The organism is Streptomyces sp. NPDC043876, from assembly GCF_056435825.1.
Genome location: NZ_JBWKDV010000004.1, coordinates 16,262 through 31,773 on the forward strand (window position 1 = coordinate 16,262; position 15,512 = coordinate 31,773).

The window sequence follows — 15,512 nt, forward strand, 5'->3', positions numbered from 1 at the left end:
GGCCCGCCCGGCGACCGGCTCAGCCCTTCCGGGTGGCTGCTGCGAGCTCTTCGGAAACGATCTTCAAGATCTGCGGCTGTTGCTTGGCGAGGAAGAAATGGCCACCGGGGAAACTCCGGAGGTCGAATCCACCGAGGGTGTGGCCTTCCCAGGCTTCGGCTTCCTCGCGGCTGGTGCGCGGGTCGGATTCACCGGTCAACACGGTGACGGGGGTCTTCACCGTGTGCTCGGGAGCGGCGCGGTAGTTCTCGATGGCCGTGTAGTCGCTCCGTATGGCGGGGAGCACCATGCGCAGGATTTCCTCGTTGCCGAGAATGGCGGCGTCGGTACCGCTGAGTTCGCGCATTTCGGCGACGATGCCGTCGTCGTCGCGCAGATGCACGGTCTCCGGGCGGTGGCTGGAGGGCGAGCGCCGGCCCGAGGCGAAGATGTGGACCGGGACGATGCCGTGGTCGCGTTCGAGGCGGCGCGTCACCTCGAAGGCGAGGACGGCGCCCATGCTATGACCGAACAGGGCCAACGGGCGGTCCGCCCAGGGCAGGAGTGCGCTGGTCAACGCGTCGGCGTAGACACCGATGTCGGTGATGCAGGGCTCGTGCCGGCGGTCCTGTCGTCCCGGGTACTGCACGGACAGGACGTCCACCGCGGGCGCCAGTGCCTGGGCCATGGGGAAGTAGAAGGAGGCGGATCCGCCCGCGTGCGGCAGGCAGACGAGCCGGATCGCAGCGTCGTCCGCGGCCTGATAGCGGCGGATCCAGGCGTCGGCGTTCTGATTGTCGATCAAGGGGATGAAAACTCCGTGTTCTTGTCCGGGCACAGCGCGACAGTCCGTCAGACCCGGACATTGCGACTACATCCGTACAGGCGTTCCGTTTGCCCCATGTCTAGCAGAGCTCCCCCTACGTCCAGTACCCCTACATTTGCCCCCTACGAGGACTGGAAATCAGCCGGACGACAACGTGCGCAGTGGGGGCGATTCCTGGCCACACACGTCGGGCAGCGGGGCGCACCGGGTCCACAAGGCCCTTATGGCCGGTCGAGCCAGACGGGCCGATGGCTCTAATGCAGCGGCGGAAGCGACCTGGTGGGGAACACATTCAGCCACGTAGACGAGACCACCGTGCCGGGTGTTCGCTCATTTCTTGAACGAACTGCAACATTGCGGGCTTCACACCCTCGCTTCACGCCCTCGCTTCACGCCCCCGCTTCACGGGAGACCTCCACGGGAGACTTCGCGAGCAACCCGGGGCACGGTGGGTGGTTCCGTAGCGTTCGGGCAGGTCTCCTCAGGGAATCCCGGTCCGGGTCCGGTGGAACGCATCGTTGCTGATGCTGCGGCGATCGGCCCACCGCGCGCCGACCCCGACGACCACGGATCGCGGGCCCGTGCGCAGCCACCCGGGCGTCACCCGCGTTGACTCTTGTCCACCGGTCGATTGACAGCCGGGTCCGTCGGTCGGTTGTCCACGTGCACCCCTCCCGCTCCCTAACGTTGCAGGTGGAAGATCCGGGAGAGCCGCAACGCGCCCCCGTACTCATCGACATGAGGGGGACTTGACCCATGAGCCCGTTCTTGACCGCATTGATCGCCAGCTCGGTGATTCTGGTCATCATCCTGTCCACCGACCTGGGCACCCGCAAAGTCACCAACATGCGGTTGCTGCGCTCGATCATCGCTGTCGCGATCGTGATCGCGCTGTTCGTCCACACCCTCCCGCTGGGGGGCAACGACCCTTGGCTCCAGCTGGCCGGTATCGGTGCGGGAGTCGTCTTTGGCCTGATCGCCGCGGTCCTGCTGCCCGCCCACCGGGGCTCCGACGGCGATATCTACACCAAGGGCGGCATCACCTATGCGATCGTCTGGACCTTGATGTCCGCCTCCCGCGTGCTCTTCGCCTACGGTTCCGAGCACTGGTTCACCGAGGATGTCATTCGCTTCAGCATCGAGAACAAGCTGAGTGGGCAAGACGTCTACTCAAACGCCTTCGTCTTCATGGCACTGGCCATGGTCCTCGTACGCACGGCTGTTCTGCTCGGCAAGCGCCGCCGGCTGCGCGGCGCCCAGGCTCCGATTCCCGATGAGGCTGTCAATCGGGTATGACGGGCGATGTGGGGTTGTGGCACCGGCCAGGGCCGGCTGTCCCCCCGCGCGGTCACCCCGGACGTGATCGCAGGCATGACCGGGCTCCGGACCGCGGCCTCCGAGGCCCCGGAGTGACCGACGACTGAGGGCCGGACCGCCCGGTGCAGGGCGGTCCGGCCTTCGCTCGCGCCGGGGGTTATCCGTTGACGACGTGGTCGTAGCGCAGCGCGACGTAACCCGAGGCGGCGTGGTGCTGCCGCGCATGGGTGGGAAACCGGCGGCGCAGTACGGCCACGATCTCGCGGATCTCCTGGGCGGGCGTGCAGGGTGTGGCGACGAAGGAGAGCCGGTCGGGGGCGGGCGGGGTGAACAGGAGCGCCTGTTCCGCCGTGCGGACCATCAGGTGTCCGGGGTGGCCGGGCGTGGTGCTTGCCGGAAAAACGTTTGACGCCCGTCGGCGCCCGACGGTCGGATGACATGCCATGAGCACAGGGCACATGCATCCCGGCACACATCCCATCAACGACGACCTTGTGCGACGACTGATCGCCGGGCAGTTCCCGCAGTGGGCGGAGCTGGCGGTGGAGCAGTTTCCGTCCAGCGGCACGGTCAACGCCATGTACCGGCTGGGCAATGACATGGTCGTACGGCTTCCGCTGGTGAAGGGCGGGGCCAACGACGTGTTGCTGGAGCGGACGTGGCTGCCCCGACTCGCACCCCACCTGCCCACACCCATCCCCGAGGTGCTCCGGGACGGGCAGCCCGCCGAGGGGTATCCGTGGCCGTGGTCGGTGTGCCAGTGGCTCACGGGGGAGAATCCCGAGGCGGGGGCGCTGAGCGAACCTGTCCTGCTGGCCGAGGACCTGGCCGCATTTGTGGCAGCGATGCGGAGCATCACCCTGCCGGGTGCGCCGCGGGCCCATCGCGGTGGGCCGATCGCCTCGCTCGACGCAGAGACCCGGGCAGCGATCGAGGAACTGCGCGGGATCCCGCAGGAGGGCGTGGACTGCGATGCTGCCGCCGACGCGTGGGAGGAGGCGCTGCGGGCCCCGGGCTGGGACGGCCGGCCGGTGTGGCTGCATGCCGACCTCATGCCGGGCAACTTGCTGGTGGACGGCGGCAGGCTGACCTCGGTAATCGACTTCGGGTGCCTGGGCGTGGGTGATCCGGCGTGCGATCTGTTCCCGGCGTGGAATCTGCTGCCAGCCGATGTGAGGGAAGTCTTCCGCGAGGCGCTGGGCGTGGACGACGCGACCTGGATCCGCGGCCGGGGGCGGACGCTCTCACAGGCGCTGATTGCGCTGCCGTACTACCGAAGGACGAACCCGGCGATGGCGCGCAATGCCCGTCACGTGATCCGGACGGTGCTCGACGAAGGCTGAACGGTGAGGGTCGCCTGCCCCGGCTCCGCCGAGCCGGGCCTGCTGCTCTCCGGCAGCGAGCCGATGCCCAGGCAGGAAGCCGAAGCCCTCGCCATCGACATCGCCCGCCGCAGCACACCGGCCGAGGGCGGCTTCCGCACCTTCCAACCCGTCGTCAACGCAGACGCCTGCCTGCTGTCGGGGGCGCAGGAGGATTCGTGGATGGCGCGGAAAGCTCTGCAAGTGCCGAGGGGGAACGTGATGTTCGGCGCGCTGCTGCATGCCGCGGACGGGCTGCGCCAGGACGAGCAGCTGACCGTCCTGGAGGAAGATCTGCTGGACGCACTGCGGAGCGTGGCACCCGAGGAAGAAGTCGAGGAATGGGCGTCTACCGTGAGTCGGTAACCGCCCGGCAAGGTGCTGGTGGGGGTGCCCGAGGTCATCACAAGCCGTCCGGTCTCCCTGGGCTACAGCTTCGCGGACCCGACCGCCGGCGTCGACCGTCCGGCGGGGCAGCAGGGAGAACGGTCATACGGGCGGGTCAGATCGCAGCCCGACCCCGCCGGCAGTGCGTCGTCACCGGACACTGCGCGCGGCCGCTGCGCCGCCTTGCCGCCATCGGCCCCGACCGGGCGTTGCGCCGGTTCCCGACCGGAGGCGGCCGGCGGCACGGTGGCGGGGCACTGCCCGCCGCCCGGCCTGCCTCGTCCCAGCGCGCCATGTACGCCAGCGCCGGACCGGAACCTGGCCGGGGTGGGAGGGTACACGCCTGAGGCTCTCACCCATCGGGTGGAGCGGGAAGGCGCGGGCCGGTCGGTGCCGCGCCGGGCGGTGAGCCGATCGCGGTCGGCGGCCATGGGGAGGCCAGTGATCGTGAAGCTGGGCGTGGGATCTAGATCCCCAGGTCGATGCGCGACAAGCTCACGGCGGAGCAGCTGGACGCGCTGCGGAAGCTGGGCGTCAAGTGAGCGCGACAGAGGCGGCTGGACGGGCTTGCCTACGGTCCCCTTGAGCCTGCCCACGCCGGGGACGGTCATCGAGGACATCATGACTCATCCGTCTCCGGCCGTCGGCCAAGCCGCACGTCAGCACAGGACCTCGGTGTCTCACCTTGGCATTCGCCGAGGGCTGTCCGCTACGAAGCGACCGTACGGGTCGCTGCCATCAAAGAGTGGTTGTGACCAGCACCAGACGGGGTGGAAGGTTCCAGGAAAACCCTTCGAGGACATCATTACTGACCTGCAACCCTGGTGAGATGCTGCTCAAACTGACCGGCTCCAGCTGTTCGGGCAAGACCACGCTCGCCTACTCCGTGGGCGAGCGGTTGGGGCGGATTGCCGTGCACGACTTCGACGAGCTCGGCGTACCGGAAGACGCCGATCGCCAGTGGCGAAACCGCATGACCGAGATGTGGGTGCGTCGCGCGCTGGAATACCAGGCCCGCGGAGTCGACCTCCTGCTGACCGGGCAGTCCCCGCTGGGGGAGGTCCTGGCCAGCCCCTCCGCCCCGTTGCTGGACGGCATCGCGGTCTGTCTGGTCGACGTGTCCGACGAGGCCCGGCGCGGCAGGCTCACCAAGCGCGACCCGGACCGATGGGACGCTCCGGCGGTCGACGCCTTTCTCGGCTGGGCCGCTTGGCACCGCAAGCACGCCGAGGATCCCCGATCCCAACCCGACGTCATCATCGACGACAGCTGGCCCCGCATGGCCTGGCGCCGCTGGACCGGGTGGACCTCCGACGATCGGCGATGGTGCACCCACCTCCTCGACACCACGGACCAGCCTGTCGCGGACTCCGTGGATCAGGTTGAGCAATGGGTGACCGAACAGCGCGACGCGCTCCGATCCGGCCGCCTCCCCCTGTCACGGGGCTGGTCAGACCAGACAGCAGCCCGAGCCGACCACGACTTTTGATCCCCTTTCGCAACAGACCCCGGTAATGCGGCGGGTGGGCATTGCTCATGCTGGTCGGTTGCGGCTTGGCGCCGCGCCGAGGGAAAGGGCAGCTGCGGCGAGCGAGAACACGGCGAGGAGGAGGAACAGGGCGGGGTAGCCGCCGAGGAGGCCGGCAAGGCCCACGCCCGCGAAGGGCGCGAGGGCTGCGGCGACGGAGGCGGGCGCGCGCGCTGAGGAGGCCGGAGAGGCGGCCGTAGTGGGTGGTGCCCCAGCGGTCGGTGACGGCGGTGGCCTGCAGAAGGGTGAGGTTGCCGCGGACGGTGCCCGCCAGCACTGCGAAGAGGGCCAGGAGTGGCAGGGGGCCGGGGATGAGGGCGAGGGCCGTTGTGGTGGCTCCGCCGGCTGCGATCAGGGCGGCGGTGCGCGCGGTGACGGACAGGGTCAGGGCTGCGGCGAGGAGGAGGAAGGGACAGCTGCGCTCCACCGCCTGCCCCGTGGCGATGGCGTGCCGGGGGTGGACCGCCGGGGCGGGCGGCCAGGGTGCGCGCAGGCCGAGCGCGTGCGCGGGGATGGTCACGAGGGCGAGGACGGCAGCCAGGATGAGGTAGGTGGTGCGCCGGCTGAAGTGTTCGGCGAGAGCCGCGGTCAAGGGTGCGAAGACGGTGGAGGCGAGCCCTCCGGCCAGCGTGACGATGGGGAGGGCGCGCACGCGGTCCTCGCCCCACCAGCGGGTCAGGGCGGCGAAGGCGGGATGGTAGAACGTGGCGGCCATTGCCAAGCCCGCAAGGAGCCATCCGGCCGAGAACACGGCGAGGTTCGGTGCCCAGGCGATGGTCAGGAGCGCCAGCACTGCCAGGACGGAGCCGGCGGTCATGACGGCGCGTGGTCCTCGTCGGTGGAGGATGCGGCCGATGGGGATGCCAGCGAGGGCGGAGACGAGCAGGGCGCCGGAGAAGGCGGCGGCGGTGGTGGCCGGTGACCAGCCCGTCTGAGTGGTGATGCGGGAGTTCAGGACGGGGAAGGCGTAGTAGACGATTCCCCAGCTGGTGATCTGGGTGGCGCACAGGGCGGGCAGTGAGCCTACGCCAACTTGAAGTCGCAGGTCGAAGGGCTGGTGTGATCGATCCTCGGGGTACTCGTGCTGGTCGTGGGCGGCTGTCCGCGCCGTAGATCGTCCGTTAGCGGTTGGTTGCCAGTTTTTCGGTGCTCGATTTCGACGTACGATGCCGAGATGCACGCAGACAGCCCTCGGGACGCTCGCGCCCTCCTCCTCAACGGCACTGTCGGCGTGGGCAAGACAACCGTTGCCGAGGTCCTGGGCGACCTTCTCGCCGATGCCGGGGTCCCTCATGCTGTCGTCGATCTCGACTGGCTGCGCAAGTCGTGGCCTGCGCCTCCCGGTGACCGTTTCAACTTCGGCATGCTGCTGCGGAATCTGTGAAGCGTCACCGGTCACTATCTTGATGCCGGGGTGACGCGCCTGGTCCTCGCTGGTGTGATTGAGGACCAGGACGAGAGGAAGCTACTGGCCGATGCCGTGGGTGCTGAACTCTCGGTCTGTCGGCTCCAGGCTGAGCTGTCGATCATCCACCAGCGACTGGCCCAACGCCACGACAGCGAGCCCGAAGCACTGCAATGGCATCTGAACCGGTCTGGTGAACTGGACGGCATCCTCAGCCGGTCCGCAGTCGACGACTTCGTCGTCGATGTCGGCACAGACTCCGTCGCTGACGTCGCCGTATCGGTGCTCAGGGCAGCAGGCTGGACGTGACCATCGGATTGCAGCCGTAGTCGTCGCGGAGGCTCGGTCACACCCTTTTCGGGAGGGCCCGCCACCGCGGTGCGCCCTTTGGTGCGGTGCGGTGCGGTGCGCCTCCGTCAACTTGAACTTGCAGGTCGCAGTGCTGGTGTGACCGGTTCTCGGGGTGCTCGTGCTGCTCGTGGGTGGGAGTCTGCGGAGAAGATCGTCTGTCAGGCGGGCGGCTTGTTGGCTACGTAGGCCGCGCCACGGAGAGTGATCAGGTAGGCCCGGATCGGACAGGGGGGTGACGTTCTGCGCCTTCGAGTCGAGAGGTCGCATTTACGCTGTGAACTCTCCATCCCATCAAGTAGTTGCTACTCTGGCAAGTGGATGCCGGGAGTAAAAGGGGATGCCTCGGCGGCGACGGGAGGGGCGTGTCATGCGTGAACAGGCTGACGTAGCGGCAGCGTTGAAGGGGATTGCGCGGATCGAGGCGACAGCGCGGCTGCGAAGCCGCTGGTACGTGGGTTACCTGTGGCTGTTCGCCGTCTGGCAGCTAGTCCTGGTCCCTCTCGTATTGCTGTGGCACGGGGCGACGGGGGCGCTGGTCGGCGCACTTGCAAATGCCCTCGTGGTCATGGGGTTGTCTCTGTTCGCCATACGACAGCCTGTGACTCCGCGCGGCTACGGCGGCCTGCACCTCAAAGTGGTGGGCGCTTGGACGGCTGCCTACGTCTTGGCTCTCGTGCTCGGCTTCACGGTCTTCGTGAGCAATGCCGCCTTTGCCGCGGTGGCTGCTCTCGTATGCGCGCTGCCGGCTTCCGCGGCGGCCTGGCGGGAAGCGCGCGCCGCATGAGGCAGGAAACCTCGGCCGGCGCAGGGCAGGGCCCTCACCCGCGACACGGCCTCGCTCCTCTTCTGGCCTCGGCTGTGCGTCTGTCGATCGTCGCGGCTCTCGCTGCTGTGGAGAAGGCCGAGTTCGCCTACGTGCGGGATCTCGTGGAGATCACCGACTCCGCCCTGTCGAAGCAGGTGTCGCGCTTGGAGCAGGCGAACTGGGTGACGGTCGAGAAAGGGCAGGTCGGGCGTCGGCCGCGGACCTGGTTGCGTCTGACCGAGGACGGAGCAGATGCCTACCGGCGCCACCTTGCCGCGCTGACAGCGATCGCGGGCCACTGGAATTGAAGTGACACAGACGGGTGAGAACGGCTGCCACGGTGTGCGCAGCCGTTCTCAGCCGGCTCGTCGGTTTCTCCTCTGTGTCGCCCGGATGCCTTCTACGATCCGCCGCATGCTGGATCCCGAACTGCTCGAACGGATCACCGCGCGGCGTGCGGAACTGGACGAACTTGAAGAAGAGCTGGCCAAGCAGCTGACGGAAGTACGGGCTGAGCGTGATGAACTCGCTGTCGCCGAACGCGTCCTTGAGCGGGTGAGTGAGCAGCTCGCCGACGAACGCGCCCAGGCTGCGCCGATGCCCGGGCAGGTGGGCGGCCGGGCGGTGACGCTGGTCCCGCACCGCGAGCCGGGTGCGGACGAAAGCTTGCTCCCGCCGGACTACCAGCGCATCCTCGCCGCCGTGCGGCAAGCTGCCGGACCGGCATGGCTCGCGAGGTCGGCGAAGCGGTGAGGGTGGACGTCAGCGTGCGAGCCAAGCTGGAACCACTGCGTAGCAAGCTGGTCAGACTCGTCGATCGCGGCTGGCTCCGGAAACTGCCCGACGGCCGGTTCACCACCCGCCTGTGACCGGGAACGCCGCCACTCGGAGCGGCTCGGTACCGGCGTAACCGGGGTGCCCCCGGCGGCCGTCGGAATTGTGTGACGAATACCAAAGAGTTCGCCGAGGACACCTGCCCGATTGTCTACCGGTGCCGCCTGCCGCTGTCCACGAGCACCGTCAACCACCTCGCCGACCTGCTGCGACGCCACCTGAAGGCGATCCGGTCCCGGTGGCGGATCCTGCCGCCGGGGAAGATTGCGGTGATCGTCCTGGCCGTACTGCGCCACGACCAGCGCCTGGCCGACATGGCCGGCGGCAATAACGTGTCCGAGTCCACCATCCGCCGTTGGCGCGACGAGCTGATCGGACTGCTTGCCGCCCAGGCGCCGCGCCTGGACCGTGCCCTGAAGAAGGTCGCCAAGCAGGGCGGGGAGGTCGTCTTGGTCGACGGCACCCTCATCCGCACCCAGCGCCGCACCGGGAGGGCCGACCGGTGGAACTACTCCGGCAAGCACCGCAGTCACGGCCTGCACTTTCTCGCCCTGACCGACGAAAGAGGCCGACTGATCTGGATATCCGCTGCCCGGCCTGGCCGCACCCACGACAACACCGCCGCCCGCCACGACCGCATCCTGGCCCACCTGCGCGAGGCTGGCCTCGGGGCGTTGGCTGATCTGGGCTTCCGTGGCCTGGACAACGACATCCACGACCCCGTGATCGTCACCGGCTATGTCGCCAGCCGCACCCACAAGCTCACCGCAGGCCAGAAGGACGCCAACCGCGTCCTCACCGTTGGACGCGCGCCGGTCGAGCACGGCTTCGCCCACCTCAAGAACTGGCGATCCTTACCAAGCTCCGTACCGACCCCGCCCGCGCCATCCACCTCCTGCGCGCCCTGCTCGTCCTGACGAACCTCGAAGTCAACCGCTGACAAACGATCTTCTCCGCGGACTCCCACCCACGACCAGCACGAGGACCCCGAGAACCGTCACACCAGCCCGTTGACCTGCGAGTTCAAGTTGGCGGAGGCTCAGTGCGGCGCGCGGCCGTGACCGGACCCCCGTCCCGGTCACGGCCGCGTCGGCCTGGGTGTGTTGCATGGAGGTCAGCAGCCGCCGGAGGAGGCCGGGGCGCCGATCGTGAGGGTGGCCGGGGCCGCGCAGCAGCCGCCACCGGTCTCTTCGGCGGCCCGGGGCTGGTCGAAGAGACCGGCGCCGCCGCAGACTCCGGTTTCGGGGAGGGTGAGTTCGACGCGCTCGGCGGCGTCCTGGTCGCCGGCGAGGTGGGCGGCGATGGAACGGACCTGCTCGTAGCCGGTCATGGCGAGGAAGGTGGGGGCGCGGCCGTAGGACTTCATGCCGACGAGGTAGACGTCCTTCTCCGGGTGGGAGAGCTCTTTCACGCCGTGGGGGTAGACGGTGCCGCAGGAGTGCTGGTTGGGGTCGATCAGCGGGGCGAGTGCGACGGGGGCCTGAAGGCACTCGTCCAGGCCCAGGCGCAGCTCGGAGACGAACGACAGGTCGGGGCGCAGGCCGGTGAGGACGATGACCTCGTCGACCGCGTCGAGGCGGCGGCCGTCTTCGGCGACCAGGACCAGGCGGCCGTCGCTGTCGCGTTCGACGGCGTCGGTGCGGAAGCCGGTGACCGCGTCGGCGTGGCCGCCGTCGACGGCGGCCTTGGCCGCGAGGCCGAGGGCGCCGCGGGCGGGCAGCTGGTCGGCGCTGCCGCCGCCGAAGGTGGAGCCGGAGATGCCGCGGCGCAGGATCCAGGTGGCGTGGGTGCCGGCGCCGTCCTCGGCCTCGGCGAGGTCGGCGAGGTAGGCGAGGGCGGTGAAGGCCGAGGCGCCGGAGCCGATGACGGCGGTGCGCTTCCCGGCGTACCGGGCCCGGGCGGCCGGGTCCTTGAGGTCGGGGATGCGGTAGGAGATCCGGTCGGAGGCGGCCTGCTCGCCGAGCGCGGGGAGGCCGTCGCCGCCGATCGGGCTGGGGGTGGACCAGGTGCCGGAGGCGTCGATGACGGCGCGGGCCAGGAGCCGCTCCTCACTGTCGTCGGCGCCCTGGACGCGGATGGTGAAGGGCTGGGACTCGCGGTCGGCGTCCACGACGCGGTCGCGGCCGGCGCGGGAGACGCCGGTGACGGTGGCGCCGTACCGGACGCGCTCACCGAGGACGTCGGCGAGGGGCTGGAGGTAGAGCTCGGCCCAGTCGCCGCCGGAGGGGTAGATGGCGCCGTCGGGCGCGGTCCAGCCGGTGGGGGCGAGGAGCTTCTCGGCGGCCGGGTCGACCACTTCGGACCAGGTGGAGAAGAGGCGTACGTGGGCCCACTCGCGGGTGGCGGTGCCCGCGGTGGGGCCGGCTTCCAGGACCAGCGGGGTGAGCCCGCGCGCGATGAGGTGGGCGGCGGCGGCCAGGCCGACGGGTCCGGCGCCGATGACCACGGTGGGCAGGTCGGCGGTGGTGGCAGGCGCGTTCACGGCAGGCTCCTCGCTTGTTTCGACATCCGTCGATGGCTCGCGGTGTCAGCATGGCAGTTGATTCGATGAGCGTCAACATAGACAGATGTCGAATTAGCTGCGGATGGGAGTGTCGATGTGGCGGCGATCGAAGGCGACCGGTCCGGTGCGGTGCAGCCCGCCGCGCACCCTCGTCCACTGCTTCGACGTGTGTCAACATAGACGCATGTCGAATGTGAAGGCTCTTCCGCTGCTGGACTCCGCGACCGCCGCTCCGTGCTGCCCACCGCTGTCGGAGCGCCCACTGACGGCCGAGGAGGCCGAGCGGACCGCCCGCATGTTCAAGGCCCTGGGCGACCCGGTCCGCCTGCGCCTGTTCTCCCTGGTCGCCTCGCACGAGGGCGGCGAGGCGTGCGTGTGCGACATCTCCGACGTGGGCGTCTCCCAGCCGACCGTTTCCCATCACCTGAAGAAGCTGCGGGAGGCCGGACTGCTGTCCTCCGAGCGGCGCGGCACCTGGGTGTACTACCGGGTGGAGCCCACGGTGCTCGCCGCCATGGGGCAGCTCCTCACCCGCGCGGCCGCCGCGTGAGCCTCACCATCGCGCCGCTGGCCGACGTACACGCGGACGAGGTCCTGGCGATCTACCAGGCCGGAATCGACGAGGGCAACGCCACCTTCGAGACCACCGCCCCCACCTGGCGCGTGTTCGAGGAGGGCAAGCCGGCGGAACACCGTTTCGCCGCCGTCGGGCGGACGGCAGGGTACGGGGGTGGGTGGCGGCGAGCGCGGTGTCGGACCGGTGCGCGTACGCGGGCGTCGTCGAGCACTCCGTCTACGTGCACCCCGGCGCCCGCGGCCAGGGAGTCGCCTCCGCGCTGCTGAGCGCCCTCATCGGCTCGACCGAGGCCGCCGGAATCTGGACGATCCAGTCCGGCATCTTCCCCGAGAACCGCGCCAGCCTCGCCCTCCACCAGCGGGCCGGCTTCCGCGTGATCGGCACCCGCGAGCGCGTCGGCCGCCACCACGGCGTGTGGCGCGACGTGGTCCTGCTGGAGCGCCGCAGCCCAACCGTTGACTGACGTCACCTCCCACCGGATCACCGTCCGCTGCCCGACCCGACGTGTCTGCCTTCCCTGCCGCTGGGACACCCGCGCGCGTTGCTCCCACGTCCGATGACCCGTGACGGCCGCTCTTGGACGCCCAGGTCGATATGGGCAGTCGAGGAGCCAAGTCGCTTACGGGAAGCGGGTGTTGCCTATCCCGCCGGATCGGGTAGAGACTGCTTGCGAGCCGAGAGAAGGTGCGCCCATGGCAGCAGCAGGACCGGAGCGCGTCGCCTGGTTGTCCGAGAGACAGTTGGCCCGAGCCTGGCCGACCATCCGGGCGACCTGCCTGGACGCCACCGCGAACGCCAACGGAGTCCGCAACAACCACCGTGTAGCGCACGGCACTTGGGGACCGGTCCAGTGGCGTGCGTACCATCCCGCGGACGTCGCCCGGGTGGCCAGGGCGATCGCCGACGGCACCGCCGAGCTCCAGCCGCACTGGCGGAACGACACCCCCGAGGCGAAGCTGCTCGATCAGCGCCTTCGCAGGGAGAACCTGCCCGGTGCCATCGGGTGCGGGCTGCTCATCGCCGTCCCGTTGTCGATCATCGTCGTTCTCCTGATCATGGCCTGGAACGCCGCCTCCGGATCGTCTTAGCCGGCGCGCCCCTGCGACCACGGCGGCCTCCTACTGGCGGGCGTACCTAGCAAGCGTCGCCGAGGAGTTCACGGATCTCGCGGGCCGCGTCGCGGGCGGTGCGGCCGACGCCGATGAGAGTGGCGGAGGCGGGGCCGGTCCAGTCGCCGTAGCCGAGCAGGTGCAGGCGGGGTTCGTCCACCGCTCGGGTGCCGGCCGTGGCGATGTGGCCGCGGCTGCCTCTCAGGCGCAGGGGGGCGAACGGGGCGAGGGCGGGGCGGAAGCCGGTGCACCAGATGACGGCATCCGCTTCGGCTCGGGTGCCGTCGGCCCATTCGGGACCGGTGGCGGTGAGGCGGGTGAACATCGGCTTCGCCGCCAGAAGCCCGGCATCACGGGCCGACCGGACCGGGGGCACCGCCACGATGTCGCCGAGAGAGGCGATGCCGCCGGTGTCGGTGCGACCGGCGTCGAGAGCGCGCCGGCGGGCGGTCGCGGCGTCGAAGAGGGCGCGGCCGTCGATGTCGTCGGGGAGGTAGCGGGGCGGGCGCTGGGTGACCCACGTCAGGTCGGCGGCGGATGCGAGGTCAGCGGCGATCTGGGCCCCGGAGTTCCCGCCGCCCACCACGATCACCCGCTGCCCGGCGAACTCGCCTGGGCTTTTGTACTGGACGGTGTGGAGCTGGCGGCCGGTGAATTCCCGACGGCCGGGGACGGCGGGCAGGAAGGGGCGGGTCCAGGTTCCCGTCGCGCTGATGACGGCTCGGGCCCGCCAGTCACCGGCGTCGGTCTCGACCCACAGGTACGCGCCGTCGCGGTGGACCGCGGAGACCCACACGCTCCGCTGCACGGGGAGCTCGTAGCGCTTCTCGTAGTCGGCGAGGTACGACACGACGTGCCCGGCGTCCGGGTAGACCTCGCCCGGCGGGGCCGGCATGAAGCGGCCGGGCAGTGAGGAGTACTGGGCCGGGGAGAAGAGGTGGAGGGAGTCCCAGGTGCGCTGCCAAGCTCCGCCCGGTGCCGCCTGGGCATCGAGGATGACGTGCTCGATGCCCAGGCGGCGCAGGTGGTAGCCGGCGGCGAGCCCGGACTGGCCGCCGCCGATCACCACCACGTCGGTGCGCTGTGTCATGAGCTGAGCTGGTTGTCCGTGAACTTCTTGCGCCAGGCCAGCGACACATGGACGAGGGCCACGAGGACGGGGACCTCGATGAGGGGGCCGACGACGCCGGAGAGGGCCTGCCCGGAGGTGACGCCGAAGGTGGCGATGGCGACGGCGATGGCCAGCTCGAAGTTGTTGCCCGCCGCGGTGAAGGCGAGGGTGGCGGTGCGGTCGTAGTTCAGGCCGATCGCCTTGCCGAGGGCGAAGGTGCCGAACCACATCACCGCGAAGTAGACGAGCAGCGGAAGCGCGATCCGTGCAACGTCGAGGGGCTGGGAGGTGATGGTCTTGCCCTGGAGGGCGAAGAGGATGACGATCGTGAACAGCAGCCCGTACAGCGCCCAGGGGCCGATCTTCGGCAGGAACTTCGCCTCGTAGTGCGCCCGGCCGAGCTTCTTCTCGCCGATGCGTCGGGTGAGGAAGCCGGCGAGCAGCGGGATGCCGAGGAAGATGACGACGTTCAGGGCGATCTTCCACACGGAGATGTCGAGGTGCTCGCCGTTGCCGAGGCCGAGCCAGCCGGGCAGCAGGTCGAGGTAGAACCAGCCGAGCACGCCGAAGGCGATGACCTGGAAGACGGAGTTCAGGGCGACCAGGACCGCGGCGGCTTCGCGGTCGCCGCAGGCGAGGTCGTTCCAGATGATGACCATGGCGATGCACCGGGCGAGTCCCACGACGATCAGGCCGGTGCGGTAGTCGGGCAGGTCCGCCAGGAAGATCCAGGCGAGCGCGAACATGAGGGCGGGGCCGAGGAGCCAGTTGATGACCAGGGAGGAGATCATCAGCCTGCGGTCGCCGGTGACCGCGTCGAGCTTGTCGTAGCGGACCTTCGCCAGCACCGGGTACATCATGACCAGCAGGCCGATCGCGATGGGCAGGGAGATCCCGCCGATCGCGACCTCGGCGAGCGCGTCGTTCAGGCCGGGGATCAGTCGTCCGAGCCCGAGCCCGAGGCCCATGGCAAGCAGGATCCAGACCGCGAGGTAGCGGTCGAGCGTGGACAGCTTCGCCACGACCGAGGCGTCCTCGGTCGTCGCGGGAGCTTGGGTGGGGGTCACGGACAGGCCCTCTTGTTCTCCGCAGCGGAGCGAGCGGTGGCGGCCAGGTCGGCGAACTGGCCGGCGAGCTGGGCGATGACGTCCGGACGCAGCTTGTAGTAAGTGAAGCGGCCGCACGGTTCGGTCTCCACGACCCCGGCCTCTCTGAGCACCTTCAGGTGGTTGGACAGGTTGGTCTGCTTCGCGCCCGTCTCCTCCACGAGGTGGGTGGTGCACAGGGTCTCGCGGGCGAGCAGGGTCACGATCCGGAGCCTGAGGGGATCGGCCAGGACCCGGATCAGTTCAGTGTCGACTGACGTCATCATGGACTGATACTGTCACATCATTCCGGCCTGACACCAGTCTGGGCTGA

Annotated in this window: 18 protein-coding genes and 2 pseudogenes; 13 read left to right on the plus strand and 7 right to left on the minus strand. The window is 69.6% G+C overall.

Features of this window, described 5'->3' with window-relative positions:
* Nucleotides 1–19 precede the first annotated feature (19 nt).
* Nucleotides 20–784, minus strand: a complete 765-nt coding sequence (locus AC0693_RS13810; RefSeq protein ID WP_469319315.1) for a thioesterase II family protein — start codon at nucleotides 782–784, stop codon at nucleotides 20–22.
* A 777-nt stretch (nucleotides 785–1,561) separates the two neighbouring features.
* On the opposite strand from AC0693_RS13810, the gene AC0693_RS13815 reads away from it, so the two are divergent.
* A complete protein-coding gene (locus AC0693_RS13815) occupies nucleotides 1,562–2,101 on the plus strand; it encodes a hypothetical protein (RefSeq protein WP_478801871.1) in 540 nt (179 codons plus the stop codon).
* A gap of 178 nt (nucleotides 2,102–2,279) precedes the next feature.
* Here AC0693_RS13815 and AC0693_RS13820 read toward each other — a convergent pair whose 3' ends face one another.
* Nucleotides 2,280–2,483 carry a hypothetical protein gene (locus AC0693_RS13820; RefSeq protein WP_356408397.1) on the minus strand — a complete coding sequence of 68 codons (204 nt, stop codon included), beginning with the start codon at nucleotides 2,481–2,483 and terminating at the stop codon, nucleotides 2,280–2,282.
* Nucleotides 2,484–2,565: 82 nt separating this feature from the next.
* On the opposite strand from AC0693_RS13820, the gene AC0693_RS13825 reads away from it, so the two are divergent.
* The 3 genes from AC0693_RS13825 to AC0693_RS13835 all read left to right on the plus strand — a co-directional run bounded on the left by AC0693_RS13825 (nucleotide 2,566) and on the right by AC0693_RS13835 (nucleotide 5,359).
* Nucleotides 2,566–3,465: an aminoglycoside phosphotransferase family protein gene (locus tag AC0693_RS13825; protein ID WP_478801872.1), complete on the plus strand. Its 900-nt coding sequence runs from the start codon at nucleotides 2,566–2,568 to the stop codon at nucleotides 3,463–3,465.
* 3 nt (nucleotides 3,466–3,468) lie between these two features.
* Nucleotides 3,469–3,849 (plus strand): hypothetical protein, encoded by a 381-nt coding sequence (locus AC0693_RS13830; RefSeq protein ID WP_478801873.1) that lies wholly within the window; start codon nucleotides 3,469–3,471, stop codon nucleotides 3,847–3,849.
* An 850-nt stretch (nucleotides 3,850–4,699) separates the two neighbouring features.
* Entirely contained in the window at nucleotides 4,700–5,359 is a 660-nt protein-coding gene (locus tag AC0693_RS13835; RefSeq protein WP_478801874.1) for a DEAD/DEAH box helicase family protein, read from the plus strand.
* A gap of 45 nt (nucleotides 5,360–5,404) precedes the next feature.
* On the opposite strand, the pseudogene AC0693_RS13840 reads toward AC0693_RS13835, so the two are convergent.
* Nucleotides 5,405–6,443 (minus strand): annotated as a pseudogene (locus tag AC0693_RS13840) (MFS transporter).
* A 129-nt stretch (nucleotides 6,444–6,572) separates the two neighbouring features.
* On the opposite strand from AC0693_RS13840, the gene AC0693_RS13845 reads away from it, so the two are divergent.
* The 6 genes from AC0693_RS13845 (at nucleotide 6,573) to AC0693_RS13870 (ending at nucleotide 9,710) form a co-directional block, all read left to right on the plus strand.
* Nucleotides 6,573–6,782, plus strand: a complete 210-nt coding sequence (locus tag AC0693_RS13845) for a hypothetical protein (RefSeq protein WP_478801875.1) — start codon at nucleotides 6,573–6,575, stop codon at nucleotides 6,780–6,782.
* Nucleotides 6,783–6,812: 30 nt separating this feature from the next.
* Nucleotides 6,813–7,112 (plus strand): hypothetical protein, encoded by a 300-nt coding sequence (locus AC0693_RS13850; protein WP_478801876.1) that lies wholly within the window; start codon nucleotides 6,813–6,815, stop codon nucleotides 7,110–7,112.
* A 409-nt stretch (nucleotides 7,113–7,521) separates the two neighbouring features.
* The gene (locus tag AC0693_RS13855; RefSeq protein WP_478801877.1) at nucleotides 7,522–7,938 is read left to right on the plus strand and encodes a hypothetical protein; all 417 of its coding nucleotides are present in this window, start codon (nucleotides 7,522–7,524) and stop codon (nucleotides 7,936–7,938) included.
* A complete protein-coding gene (locus AC0693_RS13860; protein WP_478801878.1) occupies nucleotides 7,935–8,267 on the plus strand; it encodes a winged helix-turn-helix domain-containing protein in 333 nt (110 codons plus the stop codon). The genes AC0693_RS13855 and AC0693_RS13860 overlap by 4 nt, the downstream gene beginning before the upstream one ends.
* A gap of 106 nt (nucleotides 8,268–8,373) precedes the next feature.
* Nucleotides 8,374–8,712: a hypothetical protein gene (locus AC0693_RS13865; protein WP_478801879.1), complete on the plus strand. Its 339-nt coding sequence runs from the start codon at nucleotides 8,374–8,376 to the stop codon at nucleotides 8,710–8,712.
* Nucleotides 8,713–8,900: 188 nt separating this feature from the next.
* Nucleotides 8,901–9,710, plus strand: a complete 810-nt coding sequence (locus tag AC0693_RS13870; RefSeq protein ID WP_478801880.1) for a transposase family protein — start codon at nucleotides 8,901–8,903, stop codon at nucleotides 9,708–9,710.
* Nucleotides 9,711–9,907: 197 nt separating this feature from the next.
* Here the strand turns inward: AC0693_RS13870 and AC0693_RS13875 are convergent, their stop codons facing one another.
* Entirely contained in the window at nucleotides 9,908–11,275 is a 1,368-nt protein-coding gene (locus tag AC0693_RS13875) for an NAD(P)-binding domain-containing protein (protein WP_478801881.1), read from the minus strand.
* Between the two features lie 205 nt (nucleotides 11,276–11,480).
* Here AC0693_RS13875 and AC0693_RS13880 point away from each other — a divergent pair, with 205 nt between their 5' ends.
* The 3 genes and pseudogenes from AC0693_RS13880 (at nucleotide 11,481) to AC0693_RS13890 (ending at nucleotide 12,961) form a co-directional block, all read left to right on the plus strand.
* A complete protein-coding gene (locus AC0693_RS13880; protein ID WP_478801882.1) occupies nucleotides 11,481–11,846 on the plus strand; it encodes an ArsR/SmtB family transcription factor in 366 nt (121 codons plus the stop codon).
* Nucleotides 11,843–12,336: pseudogene (locus AC0693_RS13885) on the plus strand (N-acetyltransferase family protein). Before AC0693_RS13880 ends, AC0693_RS13885 begins: the two are co-directional and overlap by 4 nt.
* Before the next feature lie 229 nt (nucleotides 12,337–12,565).
* The gene (locus tag AC0693_RS13890) at nucleotides 12,566–12,961 is read left to right on the plus strand and encodes a hypothetical protein (protein WP_356408420.1); all 396 of its coding nucleotides are present in this window, start codon (nucleotides 12,566–12,568) and stop codon (nucleotides 12,959–12,961) included.
* Between the two features lie 46 nt (nucleotides 12,962–13,007).
* On the opposite strand, the gene AC0693_RS13895 is transcribed toward AC0693_RS13890, so the two are convergent.
* From AC0693_RS13895 to AC0693_RS13905, 3 genes are read right to left on the minus strand one after another with little or no spacing between them, the layout of a single operon-like run.
* Nucleotides 13,008–14,072 (minus strand): ArsO family NAD(P)H-dependent flavin-containing monooxygenase, encoded by a 1,065-nt coding sequence (locus tag AC0693_RS13895; RefSeq protein ID WP_478801883.1) that lies wholly within the window; start codon nucleotides 14,070–14,072, stop codon nucleotides 13,008–13,010.
* Nucleotides 14,069–15,160 carry an ACR3 family arsenite efflux transporter gene (gene arsB, locus AC0693_RS13900; protein WP_478801884.1) on the minus strand — a complete coding sequence of 364 codons (1,092 nt, stop codon included), beginning with the start codon at nucleotides 15,158–15,160 and terminating at the stop codon, nucleotides 14,069–14,071. The genes AC0693_RS13895 and arsB overlap by 4 nt, the downstream gene beginning before the upstream one ends.
* Nucleotides 15,157–15,465 (minus strand): ArsR/SmtB family transcription factor, encoded by a 309-nt coding sequence (locus tag AC0693_RS13905; RefSeq protein ID WP_356408423.1) that lies wholly within the window; start codon nucleotides 15,463–15,465, stop codon nucleotides 15,157–15,159. The genes arsB and AC0693_RS13905 overlap by 4 nt, the downstream gene beginning before the upstream one ends.
* Nucleotides 15,466–15,512 lie beyond the last annotated feature (47 nt).